A 21,938-nucleotide genomic window follows, 5' to 3' on the forward strand; every position below is an offset into this window, starting at 1 on the left:
GAGCCTCCTTTTGCTCGGTTTGCTATGCCAATTGCCACTGGGAGCTCGCGTTGCGCTTGTCCCAGAAGTCTTTGTATTTTCCTTCGAGGGCGATCAGCTCGTCGTGCGTTCCCATCTCCGCAACCTTGCCCGAGCGGTCCATGACCACGATCTTGTCCGCCATGCGCACGGTTTCGAGCTTGTGCGCGACCACGATGAGCGTGGAGCGCCGTTTGAGCGTCTCTATTGAACGAACGACGTTCTTCTCGTTTTCCGCATCGAGAGCCGACGTCGCCTCGTCCAGAAGCACGATGGGAGCCTGTTTGAGAAGCGCTCGAGCGATGGAAACGCGCTGCCGCTCGCCGCCGGAAAGCGAGCGACCTCCTTCGCCGCACAGCGTCTCCCAGCCCTCGGAAAGGCGCTCGACGACCTCCGTCATCCCGGCAAGGTCGGCGACCGCGCGAAGCTGCTCTTCCGAAGCATCCGGGTTCGCCATAAGCACGTTGTTTCGCAGCGTGTCGTTAAAGAGATAGACGTCCTGGAAAACGAAAGACACCCGAGCGAAAAGATCCTCCGTCGTCATATCGCGGACGTCTACACCGCCGATCCTGACCGCTCCGTCGTCGACGTCGTAAAAACGCGCGATCAGCTTGAGCAAGGTCGTCTTGCCGCAGCCAGATGGGCCCACGATGGCGACCATACTGCCTTCCGGAACGTCGAGATCGACTCCACGAAGGATCGGCTTTTCCTTCATGTAAGAGAAGCGAACCCCTCCCATTCGGACGCTTGCGTCGATCGGACAAGCCCTCGACTCGCCCACAACCGGCAACTCGGCTGCTTCGACCACCTCGTCCATGCCGTCGAGCATTGCCCGACGGTCCTCCATCCCGAATAGGGCTGAGGCGACCTCGTTGAGGAGGGTGGTGAACCTTAATGCGACGCCGATCATGACCACCGTCTCAAGTGCTCCGATGCTTCCGCTTGCACCCAAGCAGCTCACCGCGATAATCATGCTCACAACGAGCGCCTGCACGCTCGCTCCGGAAAGGATTTCGCCGAGAGCGCTCCACCACAGGCCGCGGACCGACCGCCTTCTACCTTCTGCGAAACTGCCCTCAAGCTCCGCATAGTCGGCGCCCGCACGGCAGGCGCGCAGCGATCCTTGGCATCGTGCGAACTCGACTATCCTCGCGGCGATATCTCGCTCGGCGGAATCCTCCAGCCCGTTTCCTTTTCCGACGCATGCCTGCGAAACACGCAGAAGAAGGAAAAGGATCGGGATGGAAAGCGTCAGCATGATTCCAATTTGCCAGCTCCAAAGCCACACGGCAGCGCAGAACACGACTGCGGCGGCAGCGTTTTTGATAAGTTGACCGACATAAAGCGCGGCGGCCTGTCCGGTCGAGATCATTTCCTGTGTGACCACGCGCGAAAGCCTTCCGGCGCTATCCGCCTTGAACCAGCCGAGCGGCAAACGCGACACTTTGTTCCCGATGACCACCTGCATATTGCGCATGAAGCCCAGCCCTGCCGCATAGCTGAGTTTGGTGCCGAAGAACGAGGCTGTCGAGCCGACGACTGTCACCGCTGCAAGCGCGACCGCCCAGCCCCAGAATGTCAAACCCCATTGGGGGCCGCCGGACTGGAGAGCCATGGCCGCCGGCATCATGATGGCGAGACCAATGCCGCACATCACGCCGGAAAGGGCGTAGAGCAGAGTTCCCAGACGGTGCTGGCGCCTATCGCTCTCGTCCATATAACGACGAAGCCTCGGTAAGAAGCGTTTGGAATTACTCATCTGCATCGCCCTCTTCTTCACTGCCGCAGAGGCCTCCCTGCTTGAGAAGCGCCTGGTAATGCTCGTTGACTTGAATCTCCGCATGCGTTCCAAGGGCGACGATCCTGCCTTCTTCCAACACGGCTATTTGATCGGCGCCTAGAACGGCGTTAAGCCGGTGGGCGATAGCCAGAACGGTTCGGCCCTCGACCAAGGCACTTAGCGCTTTCTGGATTTCGAGCTCTGAATCCGGGTCAGCAAAAGCGGTGGCCTCATCCATGATGAGAACCGGCGTGTCGGCCAAAAGGGCGCGCGCTATGCTCACGCGCTGGCTCTCGCCGCCGGAAAGCGAGCAGTCCGTTCCTAAAACGCTGTCGTACCCCTTGGGCAACGACATGATGAAATCGTCGATCTGCGCTGTGCGGGCAGCCTCCCGAATCTCTTCCAGAGAAGCCTCCGGCTTCGCTAAAGAAATGTTCCTCCCGATGGAGGCGTTGATCAGCATGGGGTCCTGGAGCACGAACGAAACCGCGCTATAGAGGTCACGGGAGGAGATATCCCGCAAATCAACGCCGCCGAGACGGATGGAGCCGCTTTCCGGATCGTCGAAGCGCGCGATGAGCGTGGCGAGCGTCGATTTTCCCGAGCCTGACGGGCCGATGAGCGCCGTCATGGTACCAGGATTAAGGACAAGGCTGACGCCGCGCAAGGCCTGGTTATCGCCGTAGGAGTATGATACGTCGTTCACCTCAACGACGACCCCGTCGGGCTTCATTGGGGCTCCCGACTCGGGAATCGACGGCGTGTCCAGGATCTCGCACAGCCTGACGGCGGCGGCGCCGGCCATCTGGTACGACCATGTGCTGTTGGCGACAGCGCTGATGGCGGTCGGCAAAACGATGGCTATCAGCGAGCACGCGAGAACTTGGGGGAGGCTGGCCAGCCCCGCCCCCATGACGATTGCGCCGCCGCAGAGGTTGATCAGCAGAAGCAAGGGAGAGGAGATGAGCTCGCCGGCAATCGAGCAAAGCCCAATGAGCGGGGCGCACCAGTCCCAGTACGACTGGGAGAATGCCGATGCGGCGTCCGCGTAATTACGATGCGCCTCTCCTGTTTTCCCGAACGCTTTGACCACCTTGATGCCGGACACGAGCTCGACCATCGTCGAGGACACTTGTGCAAGATGCCCGTTCATCTCGGCGGTTTTCGGTCCCATATCCTTCATGGAGAGCGCCTGCAGCAGGAAATAGAGGGGGATTGTGGCAACGCCGATCAACGCCAGACGCCAATTGACCCAGAGCATGAAAGCCAGAAGGACCATCGGCTGCAAAACGCCGTTGAGACGATCGACCGGCCCGTGCGCGATAACGGTGTGAACCGTCTTCGTGTCATCCTGCACAGCGCTTCTGACCTTACCGGATTCCGTAGCGCTAAACCAAGCAAGAGGCGCGTGGCTCAACCGCTCAACGATACCCTTGCGGATGACGTAGCGCAGCTTCATGTCGGCAAAATGCGTAATAATAAGCGCGAGAGCGCGAAAGAATAGCTGCGAGAGGAACGCCATAACGAGAAGGAGGGCAATTTCGTATACCTTGGAGGCATCGGCCTGCGCGAGCGGGCCTTCTCCCGCTAGGAATAGGTCTCCCAGCCATACCAAAGCCAAATACGGGGCAAAGGACAAAAGCGCCGAGAGTACCGTAAACACCTGCGCCAGCATGACACGTCCCTTGACGGGACCAGACAGGCGCCTGATAGCCTCTCGCCCCGCTTCGTCCCGTTGCCGGTCTTGCTCGCTTGTCTCTGCCATGGGCACCACCTCAAGTTATAGTCTCGGTTAATAATGACTTAGTTATCTTTGACGGCAAAAAAAGAAAGAGCCGTCAAAGCGTGCGATATTTCTCCCAGCCCGCATTGAAGAACGTTGAAATAACCTCAGTTGTCGCGTTGAGTTCCTCGACGCTCTTCGCATGGATGATGTTCTCAGAAAGAGCGCTGTAGAACGCGTGATTGACGATGTGGAGAGATTCCTTCGAGATAACGGCTCGAGCCTTCTCTGCGCCGTGGATTAGCTCAAGAGCACGAAGGGTCGTTCTGTCCTCCTCGTCGACGAGCCAATCCAGGAAATGCTCGTAAGGAGTGCCGTAGGAGCGGAACACAAGGAGCTCGTAGATGTCGCGATGGGAGTACAGCATCGCCGTGGTCGCGAGCGTCCCCGCCGCTTTGGCCTCGAGCGCGGCGCGCACCTGCTCCGGAGTCACGGGCTTTCTTTCGTCGTACCCGGCGAAACCTCGCTCCTCACCCTGAGCGTAAGCTTTGCGAATCATGTTTGCCAGCGGCTCGACCAGCTCCGAGAAGAGCGCCTCTTTGTCCTTGAAGTGCTTGTAGAACGCCCCGGTGGTCACGCCGGCTGCCTTGCAGATCCTACGCAGGTTCGCCTTCTCGAATCCCTCTTCCAAAAACGCCGCAAGGCCGCTCTCCAAGATGCGCTCGTGCGTCTCCTGGTAGTTTCCGTTGCTCACTACGGCCACCCCCCCTTCAAAAGTAACTTAGATATCTTTCGTTCTGGGGATTTTACCACCAAAGTTAGTTATTGCAAACTCTTATGCCGACAAAAGAAATGCCTTGGAGAGTTTTGCCCTGGCTACAATCGTGTCGCGTGCAGCTTGCTTCACTCGAGGAGCTCGTCGCTGAACGCGAAGCGCCCTCTCTTCCTGCCCATCATCCTCCTCAGCGGCAGGGGGTCGTCCTCGAGGAGGCTCCATTCGTAGACCGCGTTACTGCTCACGCGTAGGAGTATCGCTATCTCCGCCACCGAGTACGTGTCTTGTATTGGCACGGGAACCTTGACATACGGGCATCCCGCCGATTCGACTGCCATGCGTCTGCTCCTTCCGGAGCGGCAGACGCTACACCTCGGCGTCGCGGAACTTGGCGGCGATGGCGCGATGCTCGTTGCCATCGCCGCCGCTCGGTGTCGTATCGTCGTCCGCACGAGTCCTTTCAGGCGGGCGAAAGCGGCGCATACCGCCCGTCGCGCGGGTTGCATGCGCCGCAGGGTTCAGCACGTTTCGCCTGGGTCAATGGACGCTCGGCCGGTTACCCGTCCCGATCCTCTTCCCGCATATTCGCAAGGTGGTCTGCCAGGCGGCGGAAGGAAGGGGCGGAGATGCAGTGCTCCAGGCGGCACGCCTCTCTGGCAGCCAGGTGCGCATGAACGCCGGCGTCGCAGAGCAGCCGCCTGAAGAACTCGTATTTGTCGAGGGTCGAGCGGGCGACGCCCAGCCCCCTCTGCGTGAGCCGCACGTCGCGGTCGACCACCTCCACGAGCGATTGGGCGGAGAGCCCCGCCGAGCGCCTTGGTGGCGCCCGGGCTTGAAGAAGCCCGGGCGCTCGGCGATGTCGGCGTTGCGGCAGCATCCGCGTTCGGCGCGGATGACGAGAATCGCCTCGAGGTAGCCCTCGGACGAATCATGCCTTGCCGTAAGAGGCCCCTCCTAACTGCCAACCAGCCGCCTCGCGGCGCACCTCGATGAAGCGGCGGTAGATCCCCTGCTCGCGCATGAGCTCCTCGTGCGTGCCGCGTTGGACGATCCTCCCGCCGTCCACGACGATGATCTGGTCGGCGTCGCGCACCGTGTTCAGCCGATGGGCGATGGTGACGAGGGTCTTGCCGCGCGTGAGCTCAGCGATCGCCGCCATGAGCAGGTGCTCGTTCTCCGGGTCGACCGAGCTCGTCGCCTCGTCGAGGATGACGATGGGCGCGTCCTTCATGATGGCGCGCGCGATGGACACGCGCTGGCGCTCCCCGCCGGAAAGGCTCGCCCCTCCCTCCTCGAGAACGGTGTCGTAGCCCTGCGGCAGCCCTATGATGAAGTCGTGGCACCGCGCGCGCTTGGCCGCAGCCACCACTTCCTCGCGCGACGCGTCGGGCCATCCGAACCGGATGTTGTTCTCCACGGTGTCGTTGAACAGGTACACGTTCTGGAAGACCATCGAGATGAGGGAGAGCAGGCTCTCTGCCGTCCCCTCGCGCACGTCCACCCCTCCGATCGTGACGCGCCCCTCATCGACGTCCCAGAAGCGGGCGAGCAGGTTCACGAGCGTGGTCTTGCCCGATCCGCTCGGTCCCACGAGCGCGCAGGTCGTGCCCTCGGGGATGGAGAGCGTCACGCCGTCGATCACGCGGCGTCCTCCGCCGTAGGAAAACGACACGTTCTCCATCGCGAGGCCGAACCCCTCGCAGGCAAGCGGCCTGTCCGTCGAATCCTGTCTCGGGATCGCGCACACCTCGTCGATGCGGTCGAGCTCGCCCTCGATCTTCTTGGTGAGGAAAGCGCCGTTGTTCGCGCTGATGAGCTCGCCGTAGATCATGAACGCGGCGACCAGCAGCGTGAGCGCCCAGGATAGGGGGAGCGCGCCTGCCAGGTACAGGGCGCACGAGGCGAGCAGGACGCCGCAGCTTGCGAGGTTGAACACGAGCGCGTAGAGCTTCAGCACGCCTTGGGCGGCCTGCTCCTGCTCGAAGTCGGCCTTCCGCTTGCGTTCGAAGGACGCCTTCGCCTTCGCCAGAGCCTCGTCGGGCGAGGCGAACGTGCGCAGCACCGCCATTCCGCGGGCGTACTCGATCACCGCGTCGGCCATGTCCTCCTGGGCTGCCGTGACCTCGCGCGTGACCGAGGTCGACCGCCTCCGCAGCCACTCGAGGACGACGAGCCCGACCGCGATCCCCGCGAACGTGACGGCGGCCACGGGCGGTGCGAACGCCAGGAAGAACAGGCTCATGATGACGGCCATCGCCACGCCGCCCGAAAGCCCCGTCAGGCAGATGGTCATGAACTCTTCGAGCTGGTGGACGGTCGTGGTGAGCGTGGTCGTGATGGCGGAGAGGCGCTGCTCCGAGAAGTAGCCCATGGGGGCTCCCTTCAGCCTGTCGCCAACCCTGAGGCGCAGATCGCGGAACACATGGAAGCCCTCCGCGTCCATCTTGATGTCGACGAGGTACTGGAACGCGAACTGGCCTGCCACGCTCAAGGCGAGCATTCCGAAGCACTGCAGGGCGACCTCGGCGCCCAGCCGGTCGCGGTTCTCGAGCGCCCACCACACCGCAGCGAGCATGCCCGCCATGAAGAGGGCCTTGAGGACGTTGCACGCCATCCCGACGACGAGGCTGCGCCGGGAGGAGGCGGAGAAGCTCCCCGCCAGGTCGAGTATCCTTTTCACTATCGCCAGCATCTAGCCCTCCTCGCTGTCGTCGGACAAGGAGCCCGTGTGCTCCGCCCACATGCGCGCGTACAGGGGGCAGGACGCGAGGAGGTCCTCGTGCTTGCCGCATGCCGCCACGCGTCCTGCCTCCATAACGACTATCTGGTCCGCACTCGCGACCGTCGACAGGCGGTGCGCTATCGTCACGAGCGTCTTGCCCGCCACGAGCTTCTCGATGGCGCGCTGCACCGCCGCCTCGCTCTCGGGGTCGGCGTACGCCGTCGCCTCGTCGAGGATCACCACGTCCGCGTCCTTCAGGATCGCCCGAGCGATCGTGATGCGCTGCCGCTCCCCGCCGGAGAGCCGCGCGCCGGCCTCTCCGGCCGGCGTGTCGTAGCCCAGCGGCAGACGCTCTATGAACCCGTGCGCGCCCGCTGCGCGCGCGGCCCGCTCCACCTCGGCGTCCGTCGCGTCGGGCCTTCCCAGCCGGATGTTGTCCGCGATCGTCGCGTCGAACAGGAACGTGTCCTGCGCCACGTAGGAGACGTGCTCCATGAGCTGCTCGAAGGGGATGTCGCGGACGTCGCGCCCTCCGTAGCGGACCGTGCCGCCGCTCGCGTCCCAGAACCCCGCCATGAGCTTCGCCACGGTGGACTTCCCCGAGCCGGACGGGCCGACGATCGCCGTCATGGTGCCGGGGTCCGTCCGAAGGCTCACGCCGTGGAGCACCTCGGCGCCCTCGTGGTAGGAGAACGACACGTCCTCGAACGAGAACGGCTCGCCGGACAGCTCGACTCGCTCCGTCGGGCGGGAGAGCTCCGGAAGCCCCAGGAAGTCCCATATCGCGTTCAGGCACGCGTCCATGCGCGAGATCTGGCCGGCAGCCTGGGCGAACTTGAGCACGCCCCCTATGAAGCAGAGGGGGATCGTGATGCACACCATGAATTCCGGAAGCGATATCTCCCCGATCGACAGCAGCCACACCCCGAGGGGCAGCGAGAACAGCAGCGTGCAGGGGACGACGGCCCTCACGAGCGCCAGCCACACCCAGCTCTGGCGGAACCAGGCGAGCGTGGAGTCGTGGTAGTCGGCGACCGCTTCGGAGAACGATCCGTACGACGACGCGCTCCGGCCGAACGCCTTGATGACCTGGATGCCGTTGACGTACTCGACGAGCGTCGAGTTCATCTTCTGCTCGCTTGCCATGTAGCGCGCCATCTTCGCCTTGTACCCGCGCATCATGCCGAGGTAGAACAGCGCGCCGAGCGGGATCGTGGCGATGCCCGCCAGCCCCATTCTCCAGTCGACGGCGAACACGATCGCCATCGCGAGCACGGGCGCGAACACGTTGCTGGGAAGCTCGGGCATGAAGTGCGCGATGGCGTCCTCGAGCTGGTTCACGTTGTCGACGAAGCGGTTCTTGAAGGCTCCCGTCGGGGTGTCGACGATCGTCCCCATGGGGACGCGGGCCATCTTCTCCGCCATCCTTTCCCGCATGGTGCGCAGGGCTTTGAAGGCAATGCCGTGGCTCATCATCGACGAGCGCCACGTGAAGAGGAACTTCGCCACCTGCCCGAGGGCCGCGGCGGCGGCGAGCCATACGGCCTCGTCGAGGGACAGCGTTCCCTCCAGAAGACCCGCCGCCAACACGGCGATCACGATGTAGGGGACCATGCCGAGCGTCTCCCCGATGCAGGCCATCGCAAGGGAGAGGATCATCCTTCCCTTGTCGGGGCGCATGAAGTAGAACAGCTTCGCGAACGCGCTCGGGCGCGCGCTTCGGTCTTCAGGGTTTGCGTTTCCCATGTATCTCACCTCTCTTCGGACTTAACGGACAGGCTCACTACGCGATCCCCTGCCAGCCGCGCGAGCGTATCGTCGTGGGTGATGACGGCCACCGCCTTGCCGCTCGCGGCGAGCTTTCGGCACCACGCCGCCACTTTCCCCATCCCGCGGCCGTCGAGCCCGCTCGTGGGCTCGTCGAGCACGACGAGCTCCGCGTCCGAGCAGTACGCCGCCGCCAGGGTCACGCGCTGCTTCTGCCCTCCCGACAGGCTCGCCGGGTGCCGGTCGGACAGGTCGGCGAGGTCGAACGCGGCAAGCGCCTCCCATGCCCGCGCTTTCAGCGCCTCGTCCACCTTGCGTCCGAGCACCACCTCGTCTGCGACGCTTCCCGCGTAGAGCTGGTAGTCGGCGTCCTGCATCACGAAGTAGCTCAGGAGCCTCCGCTTCCGAGGGGAGAGCGCCACACCGTCTCTCGTCACGCGCCCTTGTTGCTCGCGCGCCGCTCCAACCAGCACTTTTGCGAGCGTCGTCTTCCCGGTTCCGTTACCGCCGCACACGACCGTGACGCATCCCAGGGGGAACTCGGCGTCAACCCGGCTGATGCCGCGCCCCGTCGAGGGATAGGCGAAGGTGACGCCCTCGAGCCGCCATGCGGAAAGGTCGGGCACCGCCTCGCTTTCTCGCGCAACCGCCATATCCGGATGGCGCAGGCCGAACCGCGAGGCGTCCGCCAGGGAAAGGCGAGCGAACTCGTCGGCGTCCCAACGTGCGGCGACGCGCCCCGACCTCATGCACACGAACTCGTCGGCGACGGGGAGGAACCGGTGCAGCCGATGCTCCGAGACGACTATCGCGACGCCCTCGCCCTTCAAGCGCGCCAGGATCCCGACGAGCGCCTCCGAGCCTGCCGCGTCGAGGTTGGACGTGGGCTCGTCGAGCACGAGGATCCCCGGGCGGCACGCGATGGCGGCGGCGAGCGCCACCCGCTGCTTCTGCCCACTCGACAGCTCGGTGAGCTTTTCCGACAGCAGCGCCTTCACGCCGCAAAGCTCCGCCGCCTCCCGGACCCGCGCGACCGTGGCGCTCGGGCGGGTGCCCAGGTTCTCGAGGGAGAAGGCTATCTCGTCGGCGACGGTCCCCATGAAGAACTGGCTCCTCGGGTCCTGCATCACCACGCCCATCCCCTCGGTCCGCTGTCGGGGCGATAGGTCGAGCACCTCCGTTCCGCCGACGAGGACGGCGCCCTTCCTCTCGCCTGGAAAGAAGGTGCCCGCCAGCCCGTCGATAAGGCGCAGGACGGTCGACTTGCCGTCGCCTGACCGGCCACAGAGGACCGTGCACGAGCCGTGCGCCACGCTAAGCGACACCCCGCAGACGCGGCTGCCCGTCTCGGATGGCTCCTGCTCCTGCCCCGCTACCTCCGACTCGTCGAGATAGCGGAAGGACACGTCGTCCAGCGCCACTGCTTCCGAGCAGCTCATAGGACCACCCCCAGCGCGTACACCGAAGCGGCGGAGGCGATGGCGAGCGAAGCGCATGCCGCGTCGCGGGCGGAGAACCCGACGTGGTGCACCGACGTGCGGCCCTCGCCGATCTCGATGCCCCTCAGCTCCGCCGAGGCGGCGAGCTCGCTCGAAAGCCGCAGGGAGCGCATGACGAGCGGCGTGTAGACGCACTCGTACGCCAGGGCGGGATGCCTCACGACGTCGAGGGCGCGGGGGAAGATTCCCCTCATCCTGATGCCGCGGATGATCGAGCGGATCTCGAAGGAGAGGATCGATGCGAACCTGAACATCATGCAGATCCCGACGAGCACCCCCTGGGGGACATGCCAGCGGTCGAGCGCGCACATGATCGCGGACGTCGAGAGCGTGAAGAGCGCGCAGCCGACCGTGAAGGGCGGCACCATATGGAGGATGCTCACGAAGAGGACGCCGTAGAGGCCCGGCAGAGGCAGGAAGCTCAAGGCGCAGACCGCGGCGAAGCTCGCGCATGTCTTGGCGGCGAGCCTCTGCCTGCCGTTCGCCGCAAGGTAGGCTGCCGCGAGCGCCTGCAGAAGAGCCGTTTCGAGCAGCCCGGTGACCAGCATGGCGGCAACTCCCACGGCGAGGAAGGACGCGAGGTGCGTCCTGGGATCGAGTCCGAGGACCCCCGTCCTCATGCCCGTATCTTCCGCCCGGCTCATGCGATCTTCGCCTTGCGGACGTGCTTCTTCAGGAATTTGGAGCCGATGAGGCCGCCGACGACCGTCCCCGCGACGAACATCGCCATCATGAGAAGGATCCAGGGAAGCTCCGTGTACTGGGCAACCATCGCCGCGACGTCGGCGGCGTCGTAGTACGTTCCGAGCTGCTCCATGTACGCCTCGCGGAAGAGCAGGTAGGGCATGATGCCGTAGAAGCCGAACGTCACCCAGTAGACGATGTAGCCGCCGACGATGCGCTTGATGTCGTGGTAAGAGCCCTTGCCCCACATGACGAGCTCTCCGACGACGGCGCCGACGACGGCAACCGGAGCGCAGTAGAGTCCTCCCATGAACGTGTAGAGAACGCCGAACACCAGGATCGACGCCGCCAGCACCCCTCGCTTTCCGATGCGGTCCGCCATCACGACGTAGAACGGCGTCGAGATCAGGGGGAACAGCCACGATCCCACGAAGAACGTGTTCTGGGGAGCGAGCAGCATGTCCTCGATCATCTTCGCCGCCATCGTGAGAAACACGATGACGAGGTTGAAGACGACGAACGTCAGGATGTCGCGCGTGGTCCATCTGCCGCTTGCCGACCGAGAGTTTTCCGCTTGCATAGAGAATCCTCCTTAGCATGATTGTTAGCTATAACAAACTTTGATCTATAATGAACGGAGAAAGGTCTCGGGGGGTCCGAGACCGACGCACATGCGACCCAGCGCGGAAAGACCGCGCCTAAACACGGAAGGAAGCATCTAGGAGCTGGCAGATGGAGAGCTTGGAAGAAGACCTCTACAGTGCGGCGTTTCGGAAGTGGGAAATCTCGCCCTCCTCTAAAACGCATCCATACGGGCCTGAAGGCGCCCTGCGGACCTTCGAGAACGAGTTCGGCGAGGGGGAGTACTGGTCTTACTTTCGCGGAAACCTCTTCGCGATCAATTCCTTCAGGATGAAATTCAAGAAAAATTGGATCCTGAGGTATCGGTGCACTGAACATCTTTGCGTTTCGTTCTACGACGAAATCGAGGAGTGGCGCAGAAGCAGGGAGCGCCGCTCAGCGTCGGAGCGATCTCGGTATATCTCGGAGGAGAGGGCGAAGAGTACGAGGCGTGCGTTTCCGAAGGCGCGTCGGCAAGGGGCACGTCGATCACCTTTTCCCCTGACTACTACCGCACCTACCTGCAAAGCAGGTTCGGGAGCGTCGAGGACATGAGAAGAGCCTTCCTGGAAGCCGACGGAAGGCATGACATGCCGGATCTCGTCAACCTGCTCAGGAAGGCTCGAAGCTACAAGGGCACGGGGATGGCGGCGGAGCTCTTCTACGAAGGGGTGATCTCGGAAGCCGTCGCGTTCGTCATGCAGCATTCTTCCTTCTGCCCCGACGAGCATCGCAGCATACCCCTGACTCGCGAAGACCGCGAAGTCATCGATTTCATCTGCGGATACATTGCCTCGAACCTTGGAGGGGACCTGTCCTGCTCTCGCCTGGCAAACCAGCTCTACATAGGGAAGACAAAGTTGAAAAACCTCTTCAAAACGGCAACGGGACTGTCGCCGTCCCGCTACGTCGCGCACGAGCGCATGGAAGAGGCCGCGCGCCTGCTTGCCGAAACCGACTTGGCGATAGCAGAAATCGGCGAAAAAGTAGGCTATACCAAGCCAGGTGCATTTACGGAGGCCTTCCGAAGGGACAGGGGCTGCACGCCCACACAGTTCAGAAAGCAGTGCTAGCATTCAATCCCAGAACGAGAAGAGCGCTCTCGGCTCCGGTCTTCAACCTGACGGCAAGATTCACGTCGCGTGGCGCTTGCTCCACTCGAGCAGCTCGTCCCTGAACGCGAAGCGCCCCCTCTTCCTTCCCATCATCCTCTTCAGCGGCAGGGGATCGTCCTCGAGAAGGCTCCATTCGTAGACCGCGTTCCTGCTCACGCGCAGGAGTATCGCTATCTCCGCCACCGAGCAGGTGTCCTGGATCGGCACGGGGACCTTGACGTACGAGCATCCCGCTGATTCGACTGCCATGTGTCTGCTCCTTTCGGAGCGGCAAACGGCTGCATCTCAGCGTCGCGGGATTCGGCGGCGATGGCGCGAGGCCCGTTGCCATCGTCGCCGCTCGGTATCGTATCGTCGCCCGCACGTGTGATTCCGGGCGGGCGAAAGCAGCGCATACCGCCTGCTGTGCGAGCTGCATGCGCTGCTGGGTTCAATGCGCTTCGCCTGGGCTTTCGGACGCCCGGCTATTCACCCGTCTCTGTCCTGCCCCTGAAGACTCACAAGGTGGTCCGCCAGGCGGCGGAAGGAGGGGTCGGAGATGCAATGCTCCATGCGGCACGCCTCCTCTGATGCCGTCCCCCCGTCCACCCCGGCGTCGCAGAGCAGCCGCCTGAAGAACTCGTGCTTCTCGAGCGTGGCGCCGGCGAGGCGGCGCCCCTCGGGGGTGAGCCGCACGTCGCGGTCGACCACCTCGACGAGCGACCGAGACGAGAGGCCCGCCAGGGCCTTGGTGACGCTCGGCCTCGTGACGCCCAGGCGCTCTGCGATGTCGGCGTTGCGGCACGACCCGCGCAGGCGGCGGATCACAAGGATGGCCTCGAGGTAGTCCTCGGACGATTCGCTCATCGGGATGCCCCCATATGCCGGGGGTTCTTCTCGTCGGATCTGGAGGACGAACTGCCTGACATCATTGGCGGAAGCTCCATCCCTCGGCCGTGCTTCGAATCTCCACGAACCTGCGGTATATCCCCTCCTGGGACAAAAGCTCTCGATGGGTTCCGCGCTGGACGATCCTCCCGCGGTCCACAACGAGTATCTGGTCGGCGTGCTCGATGGTGGCGAGCCTGTGGGCTATCACCACGACGGTCTTGCCTCGCGTGAGCTCGGTGAGCGCTGCCTGTATGAGGGCCTCGTTCTCGGGGTCGATGCTCGCCGTCGCTTCGTCGAGGATGACGATGGGGGCGTCTTTCAAGAGCGCCCGCGCGATCGAGATGCGCTGCTTCTGGCCGCCCGAGAGCGCCGCGCCCCCTTCGCCCACCATCGTCTCATACCCGTCGGGCAGCGCCTCGGCGAACTCGTCCACCCTGGCGCGTTGCGCGGCGCGCCCGACCTCTTCCTCCGTCGCGTTCGGCTTGCCGAAGCGGATGTTGTTCTCGATGGTGTCGTTGAAGAGGTAGACGCCCTGGAACACCGCGGAGAAGTTCCGCAGCAGGCTGTCGCACGTCAGCTCCCTTACGTCCCGCCCTCCCACGAGCACGCGCCCCGCGTCGACGTCCCAGAACCTCATCATGAGGTTGGCGATGGTGGTCTTGCCCGAGCCCGAGGGCCCCACGATGGCGCACGTCGATCCCTCGGGAACGCGAAGGCTCACGCAGTCGAGGGCCTTCCTGGCCCCCTTGCCCCGGCCGTAGGAGAACGACACGTCCTGGAACTCGACGTCGTGTTCGGAGAGCTCCGCCTCCCGGCCGTCCTCGTCAATCATCTTCGCTCCCTCGACCTTCTCCAGCCTGTCGAGGATGTCGCCCAGGTCGCCGAGCATGTGCGCGGAGTCGTTGACCCTCTCCACTCCCGAGAAGATGGTGAACGAGAACGCGAGAAGGGCGAAGAACGTCCATAAGGGAAGGGATCCCGCCGAAAAGCCCCAAACGGCGCATGCGACCACGCCCACGCTGGCGAGCTTGAACGCGACCAGGTGGACGACGTTCCTCGGCGTGAACCCGAACTCGATGGCGATGCGCGCGTCCTTGAGCCTCTCCACCGAGCGCAGGATGGGCTTCTCCGCAGCGCCGCTCTGCCCGTACGACTTCGCCGTTCCGAGCCCTCGGACGTATTCGACGATGCTTCCGGCGAGCCTCTCGGTCGCCTCGTGCGCGGCGGGGGCGAGCCGCCGCGACGTCCGGTTGATCGAGGCGAGGGCCAGGCACGAGACGGCAGTGCCCAAAACGGCTGCGAGCGCCGCCGCAGGGCTCAGGAAGAGCAGGAAGCACAGTATCGCGAGCAGGTTGACGTAGCCGTTCACCACCGCATCGACCATCTTCATCCCCTGCAGCTCGAGGACGCCCAGCTCCGTCGTGGCCAGAGCGAGGATGTCGCCCGTATTCACTTCCGAGAAGAAGCCCAGCGGGACCCGTTTGAGGACGCTGCCGATCCTCGTCCGGTCTTCGGGCGCGACCTCGTAGCCGATGGATTCCTGCAGCCTGTTCTTCCCGTAGGAGAAGACGAACCGGGCGAGCACGCATGCCGCCAACGCGAGGAAGGAGAGCCATACCCAGGAAGGGTCGAGCGGGGAGCGCCCGCTCGCGTCTTCGACGACTTCGGCGAGAAGCCACGCCCCGATGACCACCGGCGCCGCGGTCGCCCACGTCATGAGGAAGGAGCAGAGGCATCCGAGAAACAGGCGCCCCCTGTACGGCCCGGTCCACCGGATGATGCGGATGAGCGAGTTCATCATCGCCTGCCCCCTTCCTCGCCGGAGCCTGCCGCCCACGCCCGGGCGCCGATGTGGGCGTCCCACATCCGCGAATAGAGGGGGCAGGCCGAAAGCAGCTCGTCGTGCCTTCCCGTCGCGACCACCCTGCCGCCCTCGATCACGGCTATCCTGTCCGCGTTCACGATCGTCGAGAGCCGATGCGCGATCACCACCAGGGTCTTCCCCGCAGAGAGGCGGGCGATGGAGCGCTGGATCTTATCCTCGCTTTCAGGGTCGGTGAAGGCGGTGGCCTCGTCGAGGACCACTATGGGAGCATTCTTCAGAATGGCGCGAGCGAGGGACACGCGCTGCCTCTCCCCGCCCGACAGCTCGAATCCCGCCGAACCCGCCGGGGTATCCAGCCCCTGGGGCAGCCTGGAGATGAAATCGTCGCAGCACGCTGCCCGCGCCGCCTCCTCCACCTCGTCGTCGCTCGCCGCGGGGTTCCCGAGCCTGATGTTCTCCCGGATGCTCGCGTCGAAGAGGTAGTTGTCCTGGGCGACGAAGCTCACGAGCCCGGAGAGCTGCTCGAGGGGCATGTCGCGCACGTCGACGCCCCCGATGGCGATGCTGCCGCCGTCGACGTCCCAATGCCGTACGAGAAGGCGGGCGAGAGTCGATTTTCCGGATCCGGACGGGCCGACGAGCGCCGTGAACGACCCGCACGGCATATCCAAGGACACCCCGTGCAGAACCTCTTCGCCCTCTCCGTAGGAGAAGCGGACGTCCTTCAGCTCGATGGACGAGTCCTTGACCCTGGTAGCGCTTCGGTCGATTTCGGGAAGTTCCGGCAAACCGAGGAACTCCGCCGCGTCGGCCACGGCGTACTCCATGGACTTCAGTTCGTTGACGAACGATGTGAACCTGGCGATCGGATCGACGATGGCCAGCGACAGCACCACGCACATCGCCAGATCGGCCGGAGACAGGGCCCCGCCGAGGTAGAGAGCCAAGCCGGCGGGCATCACCCCGAGGAGCGTCGTCGGCATGATGGACGACATCAGGTTCATGGCCACCCAGGTGGACTTGAACCACTCCATCGTGAAGCCCTTGAAGGCCTCGACCGCGCCTGCGTACTTCTCGTAGGAGTCGCTCGCCTGGTTGAACGCCTTCACCACCTGGATGCCCTCGATGTACTCGACTATGACGCTGTTCACGTGGTTGCTCTCGGCCATGAACGCGGCGTATTTGGCGTTGAACTCCTTGAGGCTCGAGGCGAAGACGGCGAGCCCCAGAGGCACGCAGGCGAGGCACGCCAGGGCCATCCGCCAGTCGATGGCCGCGAGCCATCCCGCCAAACCCGCCGCGAGGACGAGCGAGCCGCCGAGCTCGGGGATCATGTGCGCCAAGGGGGGCTCGATGTTCTCGATTCGGTCGAGGAAGACGCTCTTGATGCTGCCGATGCTCTTCGATTGGACCGTCCCCAGGGAGGCGTGCATGAGCTTGCGCGTGAAATCCTTCCGAAGCGATTCCAGGATCGTATAAGCCGAAACGTGGGACAGCAGGGTGGACGCCCCGAAAAGAATTTTGCTCATGACGTAGGCAGCGGCAGCAACCGCAATCCACACCAAAGCGCCACCCCAGGTCAGCGAACCGACGATGGCCATCTCCATCAGGCTGTACACCGCGTAGAACGGGACGAACCCGGCCGCCACGCTGGCGACGGAAGCGATGACCGAAAGGGCCATCCTCCCCTTGCATCTCGACGCATAGGAGAAGAGCGTAGAAACCCACGACCTCCCCTCGGCTCTCCGGGAAACACCTGCTGTTGTCGACATAGCCTCACTCCCTCCGGCGGCGTGCTGGCGAAGCGCGTGCGCGCCTCACCCCAATTGTTATCTAAGGTTTATTATTGGACGTGCCGGACGTTGCTTCAGCCCCGTTCGGGCCGAAGTGTTCCGATTGGGCAGAACGTGTCTATCCGCGGCGGCGGTACTCGCTCGGCGTGACGCCCGTGGAGTCCTTGAAGGCCACGGAGAATTTGGAAGGACTCTCGTATCCGACGAGGGCGCCGATCTCGGCGACCTTGCGGTCGGTCTCCCTGAGCAGTTTCGCGGCGAGCTCCATCCGCACGGTGCGCACGTACGCCGCCGGGGAGGAGCCGTAGACGCCCTTGAAGCACTGCTTGAAGGCGGTGAGGGACATGCCGGCGTCTTTCGCCGCCCGCTCGACCGTGACGCTCTCGGAAAGGTCGGACACCATGAGGTCGTGCGCCTTCTTGACGCGGGCGACCTTCGAGCGCGGGTAGTATCCCGTTCCGTAGGTGTGCATGCCGGGGTCCGTCGAATCCAGGAAGAGAAGCAACTCGAGCGATTTGATTTGGCAGTACGCCTTCTGCTTCTTCACGGGCGCAAGGTAGAGCTCCGAGGCGATGTGGCTCGCCTGCTTGCTGGCATGCAGCAGAAACGGCCTTCCCTCCCGGCAGAACCGCCTTTTCAACTCGGAAAGGTCGACGGCGAAGCCGGGGAGCGCCCGCCCGATCGAGGCGGGCGCGAACGAGAGGTCGAAGGAGACGGTGACCCCCCGGTACCGGCGCGTGGGGAAGACGAACTCGCCGGTATGGCACGCCCTGTCGTCGACCTTGAGGTCGCCCGAGGAGACGTAGGCGTACGACCCGCCGGGCATGGGCTGCTCGATCCTGCCCTCACGGCACCAGTCTATGCACAGGACGTCGCTGTCGGTCGAGAAGGAGGAGACGCAGCGCTCCATGCGGAAATCGTTGAACGAGACGGTGATGCCCGGGAGGACTTCGATGAAACGTATCTCCCCGAATCCGTCGTCGCCCTCGACGCGCAGCACGGTCTCCCCGGCGGCCGAGGCCAGGTGCGCGCCCGTGCCCGGAGTCAGGCTCGACGCCGCGTCGAGCGAAAAGGGGAAGGCGGCGTCTTCGCCGTCCGAGAATATGCTTTTCCGCCTGACGCTCACCGAGCCGCCCCCTTGCCCGCTGGGACGCCGAGCTCGACAACGCCGTCGCAGCAGCGGTTGAGGAGCTCCCTGTCGTGGGTGACCAGGACGACAGCCGCCCCAGCCTCGGCCAAGCCCCGCACAAGGCGCGCGACTTCGACCATGTGCTCGAAGTCGAGCCCGCTCGTCGGCTCGTCGAGGAGCAGCACCCTCCTGTCGGAGAGCAGGGCGCATGCGAGGGAAAGGCGCTGCTTCTGCCCGCCGGACAGGGACATGGGATGCGCCTGGGCCTTGTCGGAGAGGTCGAGCCTGGAGAGCGTCTCCCCGATGCGCGCGCGGGTCGGCTCGTCGTCTCGACCGCCGACCGCCAGGAGGCACTCGTTCCAGACGCTGTCCGTGAAGAGCTGATGGTTGACGTCCTGCATCACGAGCGCTGCCGACCGCCTCCTCTCTTTCCGGGTTTGCCTGCTCCCTCCGAACCGCACATCGCCCGTCTCATGTCGCTCAAGGCCCGCCAGACCGCGCAGGAGCGTCGATTTGCCGGCGCCGTTCTCCCCCAAAACGCCCAGCACCTTGCCCGTCGGCGCAAAGACGCTGACGGGCTCGAAGACGGGACCGCCCCCGCGCACGACGGCGTACGCGGAAAGCTCGAGCCCCTTCGGCTCGCCGCCGGCTACGCTCTCGCCGCCGGGCGCGGCGCGGGGGACCGTCACGGAAAGGGCTTCGTCGGGATCCGTTGCGCGAAGCCCCAGGGCCTCGCGCTCCTCCTCGCCTAGTTCCGCGAGTTCGCCCGGGGATAACTCGCGGGAAACCCGCCCGTCCTCGATCAGCACAGCCCTGTCGATCAGGTCGGAGGCGAAGTAGATCCTGTGCTCCGCGATGACCACCGTCTTCCCTTGCGCCTTCACCGCCGCCATCTCGTCGTGCAGCGCCTCCACGGAAGACGCGTCGAGGTTCGCCGTCGGCTCGTCGAGGACGAGGACATCCGGGCCCGCGATGTCGGCGGAGGCGAACACCAGGCTCTGCTTCTCCCCGCCGCTCATCTTGCTCACGTCGCGGTCAAGCAGGCGCTCCGCCTTGAGCGCAGCGACCGTTCTTGCGATCCTGCCTTCGATCTCCTCGACCGGGACGCCGCGCGATTCCAGACCGAAGGCGAGCTCGTCGTTCGAGGTCAGGTTGAAGAACTGGCTTTTGGGGTTCTGAAACACGCTCCCGACGAGCTCGGCGAGCTCGTGCATCTCGCAGCTCGACGGGTCGAGGCCGCAGACCCGGACCTCGCCCTCGAGGGCCAGGCTCGGCTCGAACGAGGGGATCAGCCCGTTTATGCACTTCGTGATGGTCGTCTTCCCCGAGCCGGAGCGCCCCATCAGAAGCAGGCATTCGCCTCTCCTCACCTGGAGATCGACGTCGTCAAGGATCAAGGCCCCGTCGCTCGAGGCGCAGCTCACGCCCGAAAGCGAAATCACCGGCTCGTCCTTGCGAAATTCCATCAGAGCTCACCCCCGAACAGCACGACCAGAACGACCGCGGCGGCGGAGACCGCCAGAACAACCCAGTCCGCCGTCCGCATCGAAAGACGCTCGGTATCCGTCGAAGGCGTTGGGTTCTCGATGCCGCGGCACGTCGCCGCCTTCGCCAGCTCGTCGGCGGTCGAGGTCGCCGACATCACAAGCGGAACGACGAAGCACTCGACCCTGCTCGCCGCCGGGATATCGCGCAGGGCCATCGCATCGCGAACATGCGACGCCTCCTCCTTGAGCGTAGGGAAATAGCGCAACGTCACGGTCAGGGGAATGAGCACCGACCGGGGAATCCTGAGCTTGGCAAGCGCGGCAGCGATCCTGTGGACGGACGATTCGGAGACCAGGAGGGTCCCCACCATCAGGCACAGGTATATCTTCCTGGCGAACGTGAGGCTGATCGTGAACATAGTGGCAGCGATTCCCCCGACAGAGGGAAGGACAAGGTGCAAGAGCGCTGCCAAAACGGCATAGCCCGCGACAAATCCGAGGGCCATCCTCGGGTGCCCGCAGAGAGCCTGGAGCAGCGCCACGGCGCAGACAAGCGCAAGCTCGACGGCAAGCCCCTTTCCGACGAAGGCGAGCGCCGATACCGCAACGAGAACCCCCATGAGGGTTCTTGGATCGAGGTTGAGTACGCCTCGGGAACGGGGCTTTCCCAGGATGGCGCCCTTGGGAAGAAAAGCCTTTTCGTCGGCAAGCATCCCCTGTCCCATTACACGAGGCCCGCTTTCTCGAAATGCTTCTTGAACATCCCCTTCGCGATGTAGGCACCGACGAGCCCTGCAAGGAACGTGACGACGAACATCGCGACGAGCATGGTCGGATTGGCAGCGGTCTCGAGCGTCGCAAGATAAGCGGCCCCCATTCCCTGCGAGGAGATCTGGGCGACGAATGAGTCATGGAACACCCAAAGCGGCAGAGGGCTGCCGCACATGCCGAACCCGAACACGGCGTACGCGACGGCGTTGCCGGCGAAGCTGCGGTACTTGGTGGCTGCGCGAATCGCCTCGGCGACGAGGCAGGCGCAGATCATCATCCCGAGGATGAGCGGCGTGAACATTCCGGTAATGAAGTAGACCAAGGACGGAACCATCCCCATGATGAGCACGGTGCCGAACTTGGGAACCTTGGCGCACGCCAGCATGAACGGGATCGCCGCAAGCAAGCCGTCGAGGGCGGGCATGAACACCCACAGATACGGATGGAGGCCTGACAAGAGCATGCACGCGAAGTTCACCGCGAAATACAGCGCAGTGAAAATGCCTACTGTTATCAGGTCGCGGCCCTTGAGGACACGTGAGTTCGGTTTGGAAGAATCGGCGCTACCCATCTTTCACTCCTTTGTTAGCCTATGTTAACTCATTCGCGAAGTATCCGATAGCTGCTGATGAACTCCTAGCCCAAATAGCCAGAATTGTTCCATTTGGACAGGAGGTTGCCCTTCGGGTCCATAATATGCGTCTCGGCGACTCATGCCTCCAAGCTGTCCGCCGTCCACCCCAGAAGACAAGCGGATTTAAACAGGGGTAACGAGAGGCGTCCTTTGAGCAGCCGAAATACATCTTTCGCGAGAAATCCCGCCTAGATGGAGAGCGAAATTCATATCTGCGTAGGCCGTTCATTTGCTTCAGCCTTGCTGTCAACGCAGGATATGTCGAGCACTCCCCGGTTCGAGAGAGGGGAGTGCGCAAGGACAAGGAATCTCAAAACCGTGCGCGCTATCGAGATGGGGCAAGCTCAAATCTTCTATCAGAGGCAGCGGTGCCGAGCGCTCCCGCGAGACGCTAAGGAGATTCGCGCTTATTCGCTGTTGAAGCCACAATCTATGTTCTGTAACGAGAAGGAGGAAGTCTTGCGTCATCGGCCCTTAATGATAGAATTTTTCAACCAAACCGCTAGACGATTGGCACGGTACCCGAATCGTTTTCCATGAATCGGCTATGCTTGATATATTCCGATAATTGGCAAGATCGCTTTGAGGGAAAAGCTAAAGGCCGCATCAAACGGCTTGCCCGATTGCCACTTCGACTTGATTTGCTTGGAGCTGCACAATGCTGAATGAGAACATAAAAATCAATTTGCATATCCACTCAATTGCCAGCAAATATAAAGAGAGCG

At 63.7% G+C, this 21,938-nt stretch carries 19 protein-coding genes; 1 reads left to right on the forward strand and 18 read right to left on the reverse strand.

All coding sequences use genetic code 11. The features are described from left to right. Window positions 1-22: 22 nt before the first annotated feature. The 10 genes from ABGT83_RS09735 to ABGT83_RS09780 all read right to left on the reverse strand — a co-directional run bounded on the left by ABGT83_RS09735 (window position 23) and on the right by ABGT83_RS09780 (window position 11,548). Entirely contained in the window at window positions 23-1,735 is a 1,713-nt protein-coding gene (locus ABGT83_RS09735) for an ABC transporter ATP-binding protein (RefSeq protein WP_346687300.1), read from the reverse strand. A 34-nt stretch (window positions 1,736-1,769) separates the two neighbouring features. Beyond that, window positions 1,770-3,563, reverse strand: a complete 1,794-nt coding sequence (locus ABGT83_RS09740; RefSeq protein ID WP_346687301.1) for an ABC transporter ATP-binding protein — start codon at window positions 3,561-3,563, stop codon at window positions 1,770-1,772. Window positions 3,564-3,636: 73 nt separating this feature from the next. After that, window positions 3,637-4,275, reverse strand: a complete 639-nt coding sequence (locus ABGT83_RS09745; protein WP_346687302.1) for a TetR/AcrR family transcriptional regulator — start codon at window positions 4,273-4,275, stop codon at window positions 3,637-3,639. Window positions 4,276-4,424: 149 nt separating this feature from the next. After that, window positions 4,425-4,634 carry a helix-turn-helix domain-containing protein gene (locus ABGT83_RS09750; protein ID WP_301154603.1) on the reverse strand — a complete coding sequence of 70 codons (210 nt, stop codon included), beginning with the start codon at window positions 4,632-4,634 and terminating at the stop codon, window positions 4,425-4,427. Between the two features lie 218 nt (window positions 4,635-4,852). Further along, complete coding sequence (locus ABGT83_RS09755; protein WP_346687303.1) at window positions 4,853-5,080, reverse strand: iron dependent repressor, metal binding and dimerization domain protein; 228 nt, start codon at window positions 5,078-5,080, stop codon at window positions 4,853-4,855. A gap of 144 nt (window positions 5,081-5,224) precedes the next feature. Continuing rightward, window positions 5,225-6,988 (reverse strand): ABC transporter ATP-binding protein, encoded by a 1,764-nt coding sequence (locus ABGT83_RS09760; RefSeq protein ID WP_346687304.1) that lies wholly within the window; start codon window positions 6,986-6,988, stop codon window positions 5,225-5,227. Further along, window positions 6,989-8,764, reverse strand: a complete 1,776-nt coding sequence (locus ABGT83_RS09765; protein ID WP_301154600.1) for an ABC transporter ATP-binding protein — start codon at window positions 8,762-8,764, stop codon at window positions 6,989-6,991. A gap of 5 nt (window positions 8,765-8,769) precedes the next feature. Next, on the reverse strand, window positions 8,770-10,224 hold the full coding sequence (locus ABGT83_RS09770) for an ABC transporter ATP-binding protein (RefSeq protein WP_301154599.1): 1,455 nt from the start codon (window positions 10,222-10,224) through the stop codon (window positions 8,770-8,772). After that, a complete protein-coding gene (locus ABGT83_RS09775) occupies window positions 10,221-10,928 on the reverse strand; it encodes an energy-coupling factor transporter transmembrane component T family protein (protein ID WP_346687306.1) in 708 nt (235 codons plus the stop codon). Before ABGT83_RS09775 ends, ABGT83_RS09770 begins: the two co-directional genes overlap by 4 nt. After that, on the reverse strand, window positions 10,925-11,548 hold the full coding sequence (locus tag ABGT83_RS09780) for an MptD family putative ECF transporter S component (protein ID WP_346687308.1): 624 nt from the start codon (window positions 11,546-11,548) through the stop codon (window positions 10,925-10,927). Before ABGT83_RS09780 ends, ABGT83_RS09775 begins: the two co-directional genes overlap by 4 nt. A 412-nt stretch (window positions 11,549-11,960) precedes the next feature. Between ABGT83_RS09780 and ABGT83_RS09785 the strand changes: the two genes are divergently transcribed. Continuing rightward, complete coding sequence (locus tag ABGT83_RS09785; protein ID WP_346687310.1) at window positions 11,961-12,662, forward strand: helix-turn-helix transcriptional regulator; 702 nt, start codon at window positions 11,961-11,963, stop codon at window positions 12,660-12,662. A 60-nt stretch (window positions 12,663-12,722) separates the two neighbouring features. On the opposite strand, the gene ABGT83_RS09790 is transcribed toward ABGT83_RS09785, so the two are convergent. The 8 genes from ABGT83_RS09790 to ABGT83_RS09825 form a co-directional block, all read right to left on the reverse strand. Further along, window positions 12,723-12,953, reverse strand: a complete 231-nt coding sequence (locus ABGT83_RS09790; RefSeq protein ID WP_301154595.1) for a helix-turn-helix domain-containing protein — start codon at window positions 12,951-12,953, stop codon at window positions 12,723-12,725. Between the two features lie 219 nt (window positions 12,954-13,172). Further along, the gene (locus tag ABGT83_RS09795; RefSeq protein WP_301154594.1) at window positions 13,173-13,550 is read right to left on the reverse strand and encodes a metal-dependent transcriptional regulator; all 378 of its coding nucleotides are present in this window, start codon (window positions 13,548-13,550) and stop codon (window positions 13,173-13,175) included. Between the two features lie 61 nt (window positions 13,551-13,611). Next, window positions 13,612-15,375, reverse strand: coding sequence for an ABC transporter ATP-binding protein (locus ABGT83_RS09800; RefSeq protein ID WP_346687313.1), 1,764 nt, complete (start codon window positions 15,373-15,375; stop codon window positions 13,612-13,614). Then, a complete protein-coding gene (locus ABGT83_RS09805; RefSeq protein WP_346687315.1) occupies window positions 15,372-17,081 on the reverse strand; it encodes an ABC transporter ATP-binding protein in 1,710 nt (569 codons plus the stop codon). The genes ABGT83_RS09800 and ABGT83_RS09805 overlap by 4 nt, the downstream gene beginning before the upstream one ends. A gap of 229 nt (window positions 17,082-17,310) precedes the next feature. Beyond that, window positions 17,311-18,318 (reverse strand): AraC family transcriptional regulator, encoded by a 1,008-nt coding sequence (locus tag ABGT83_RS09810; RefSeq protein ID WP_346687316.1) that lies wholly within the window; start codon window positions 18,316-18,318, stop codon window positions 17,311-17,313. Continuing rightward, window positions 18,315-19,787: an ABC transporter ATP-binding protein gene (locus ABGT83_RS09815; protein WP_346687318.1), complete on the reverse strand. Its 1,473-nt coding sequence runs from the start codon at window positions 19,785-19,787 to the stop codon at window positions 18,315-18,317. Before ABGT83_RS09815 ends, ABGT83_RS09810 begins: the two co-directional genes overlap by 4 nt. Further along, window positions 19,787-20,521, reverse strand: coding sequence for an energy-coupling factor transporter transmembrane component T (locus ABGT83_RS09820; RefSeq protein WP_301154589.1), 735 nt, complete (start codon window positions 20,519-20,521; stop codon window positions 19,787-19,789). Before ABGT83_RS09820 ends, ABGT83_RS09815 begins: the two co-directional genes overlap by 1 nt. Before the next feature lie 11 nt (window positions 20,522-20,532). Then, the gene (locus tag ABGT83_RS09825) at window positions 20,533-21,150 is read right to left on the reverse strand and encodes an MptD family putative ECF transporter S component (protein ID WP_346687321.1); all 618 of its coding nucleotides are present in this window, start codon (window positions 21,148-21,150) and stop codon (window positions 20,533-20,535) included. Between the last annotated feature and the right edge of the window lie 788 nt (window positions 21,151-21,938).

The organism is Enteroscipio rubneri, assembly GCF_963929405.1.
Lineage (GTDB): Bacteria > Actinomycetota > Coriobacteriia > Coriobacteriales > Eggerthellaceae > Enteroscipio > Enteroscipio rubneri.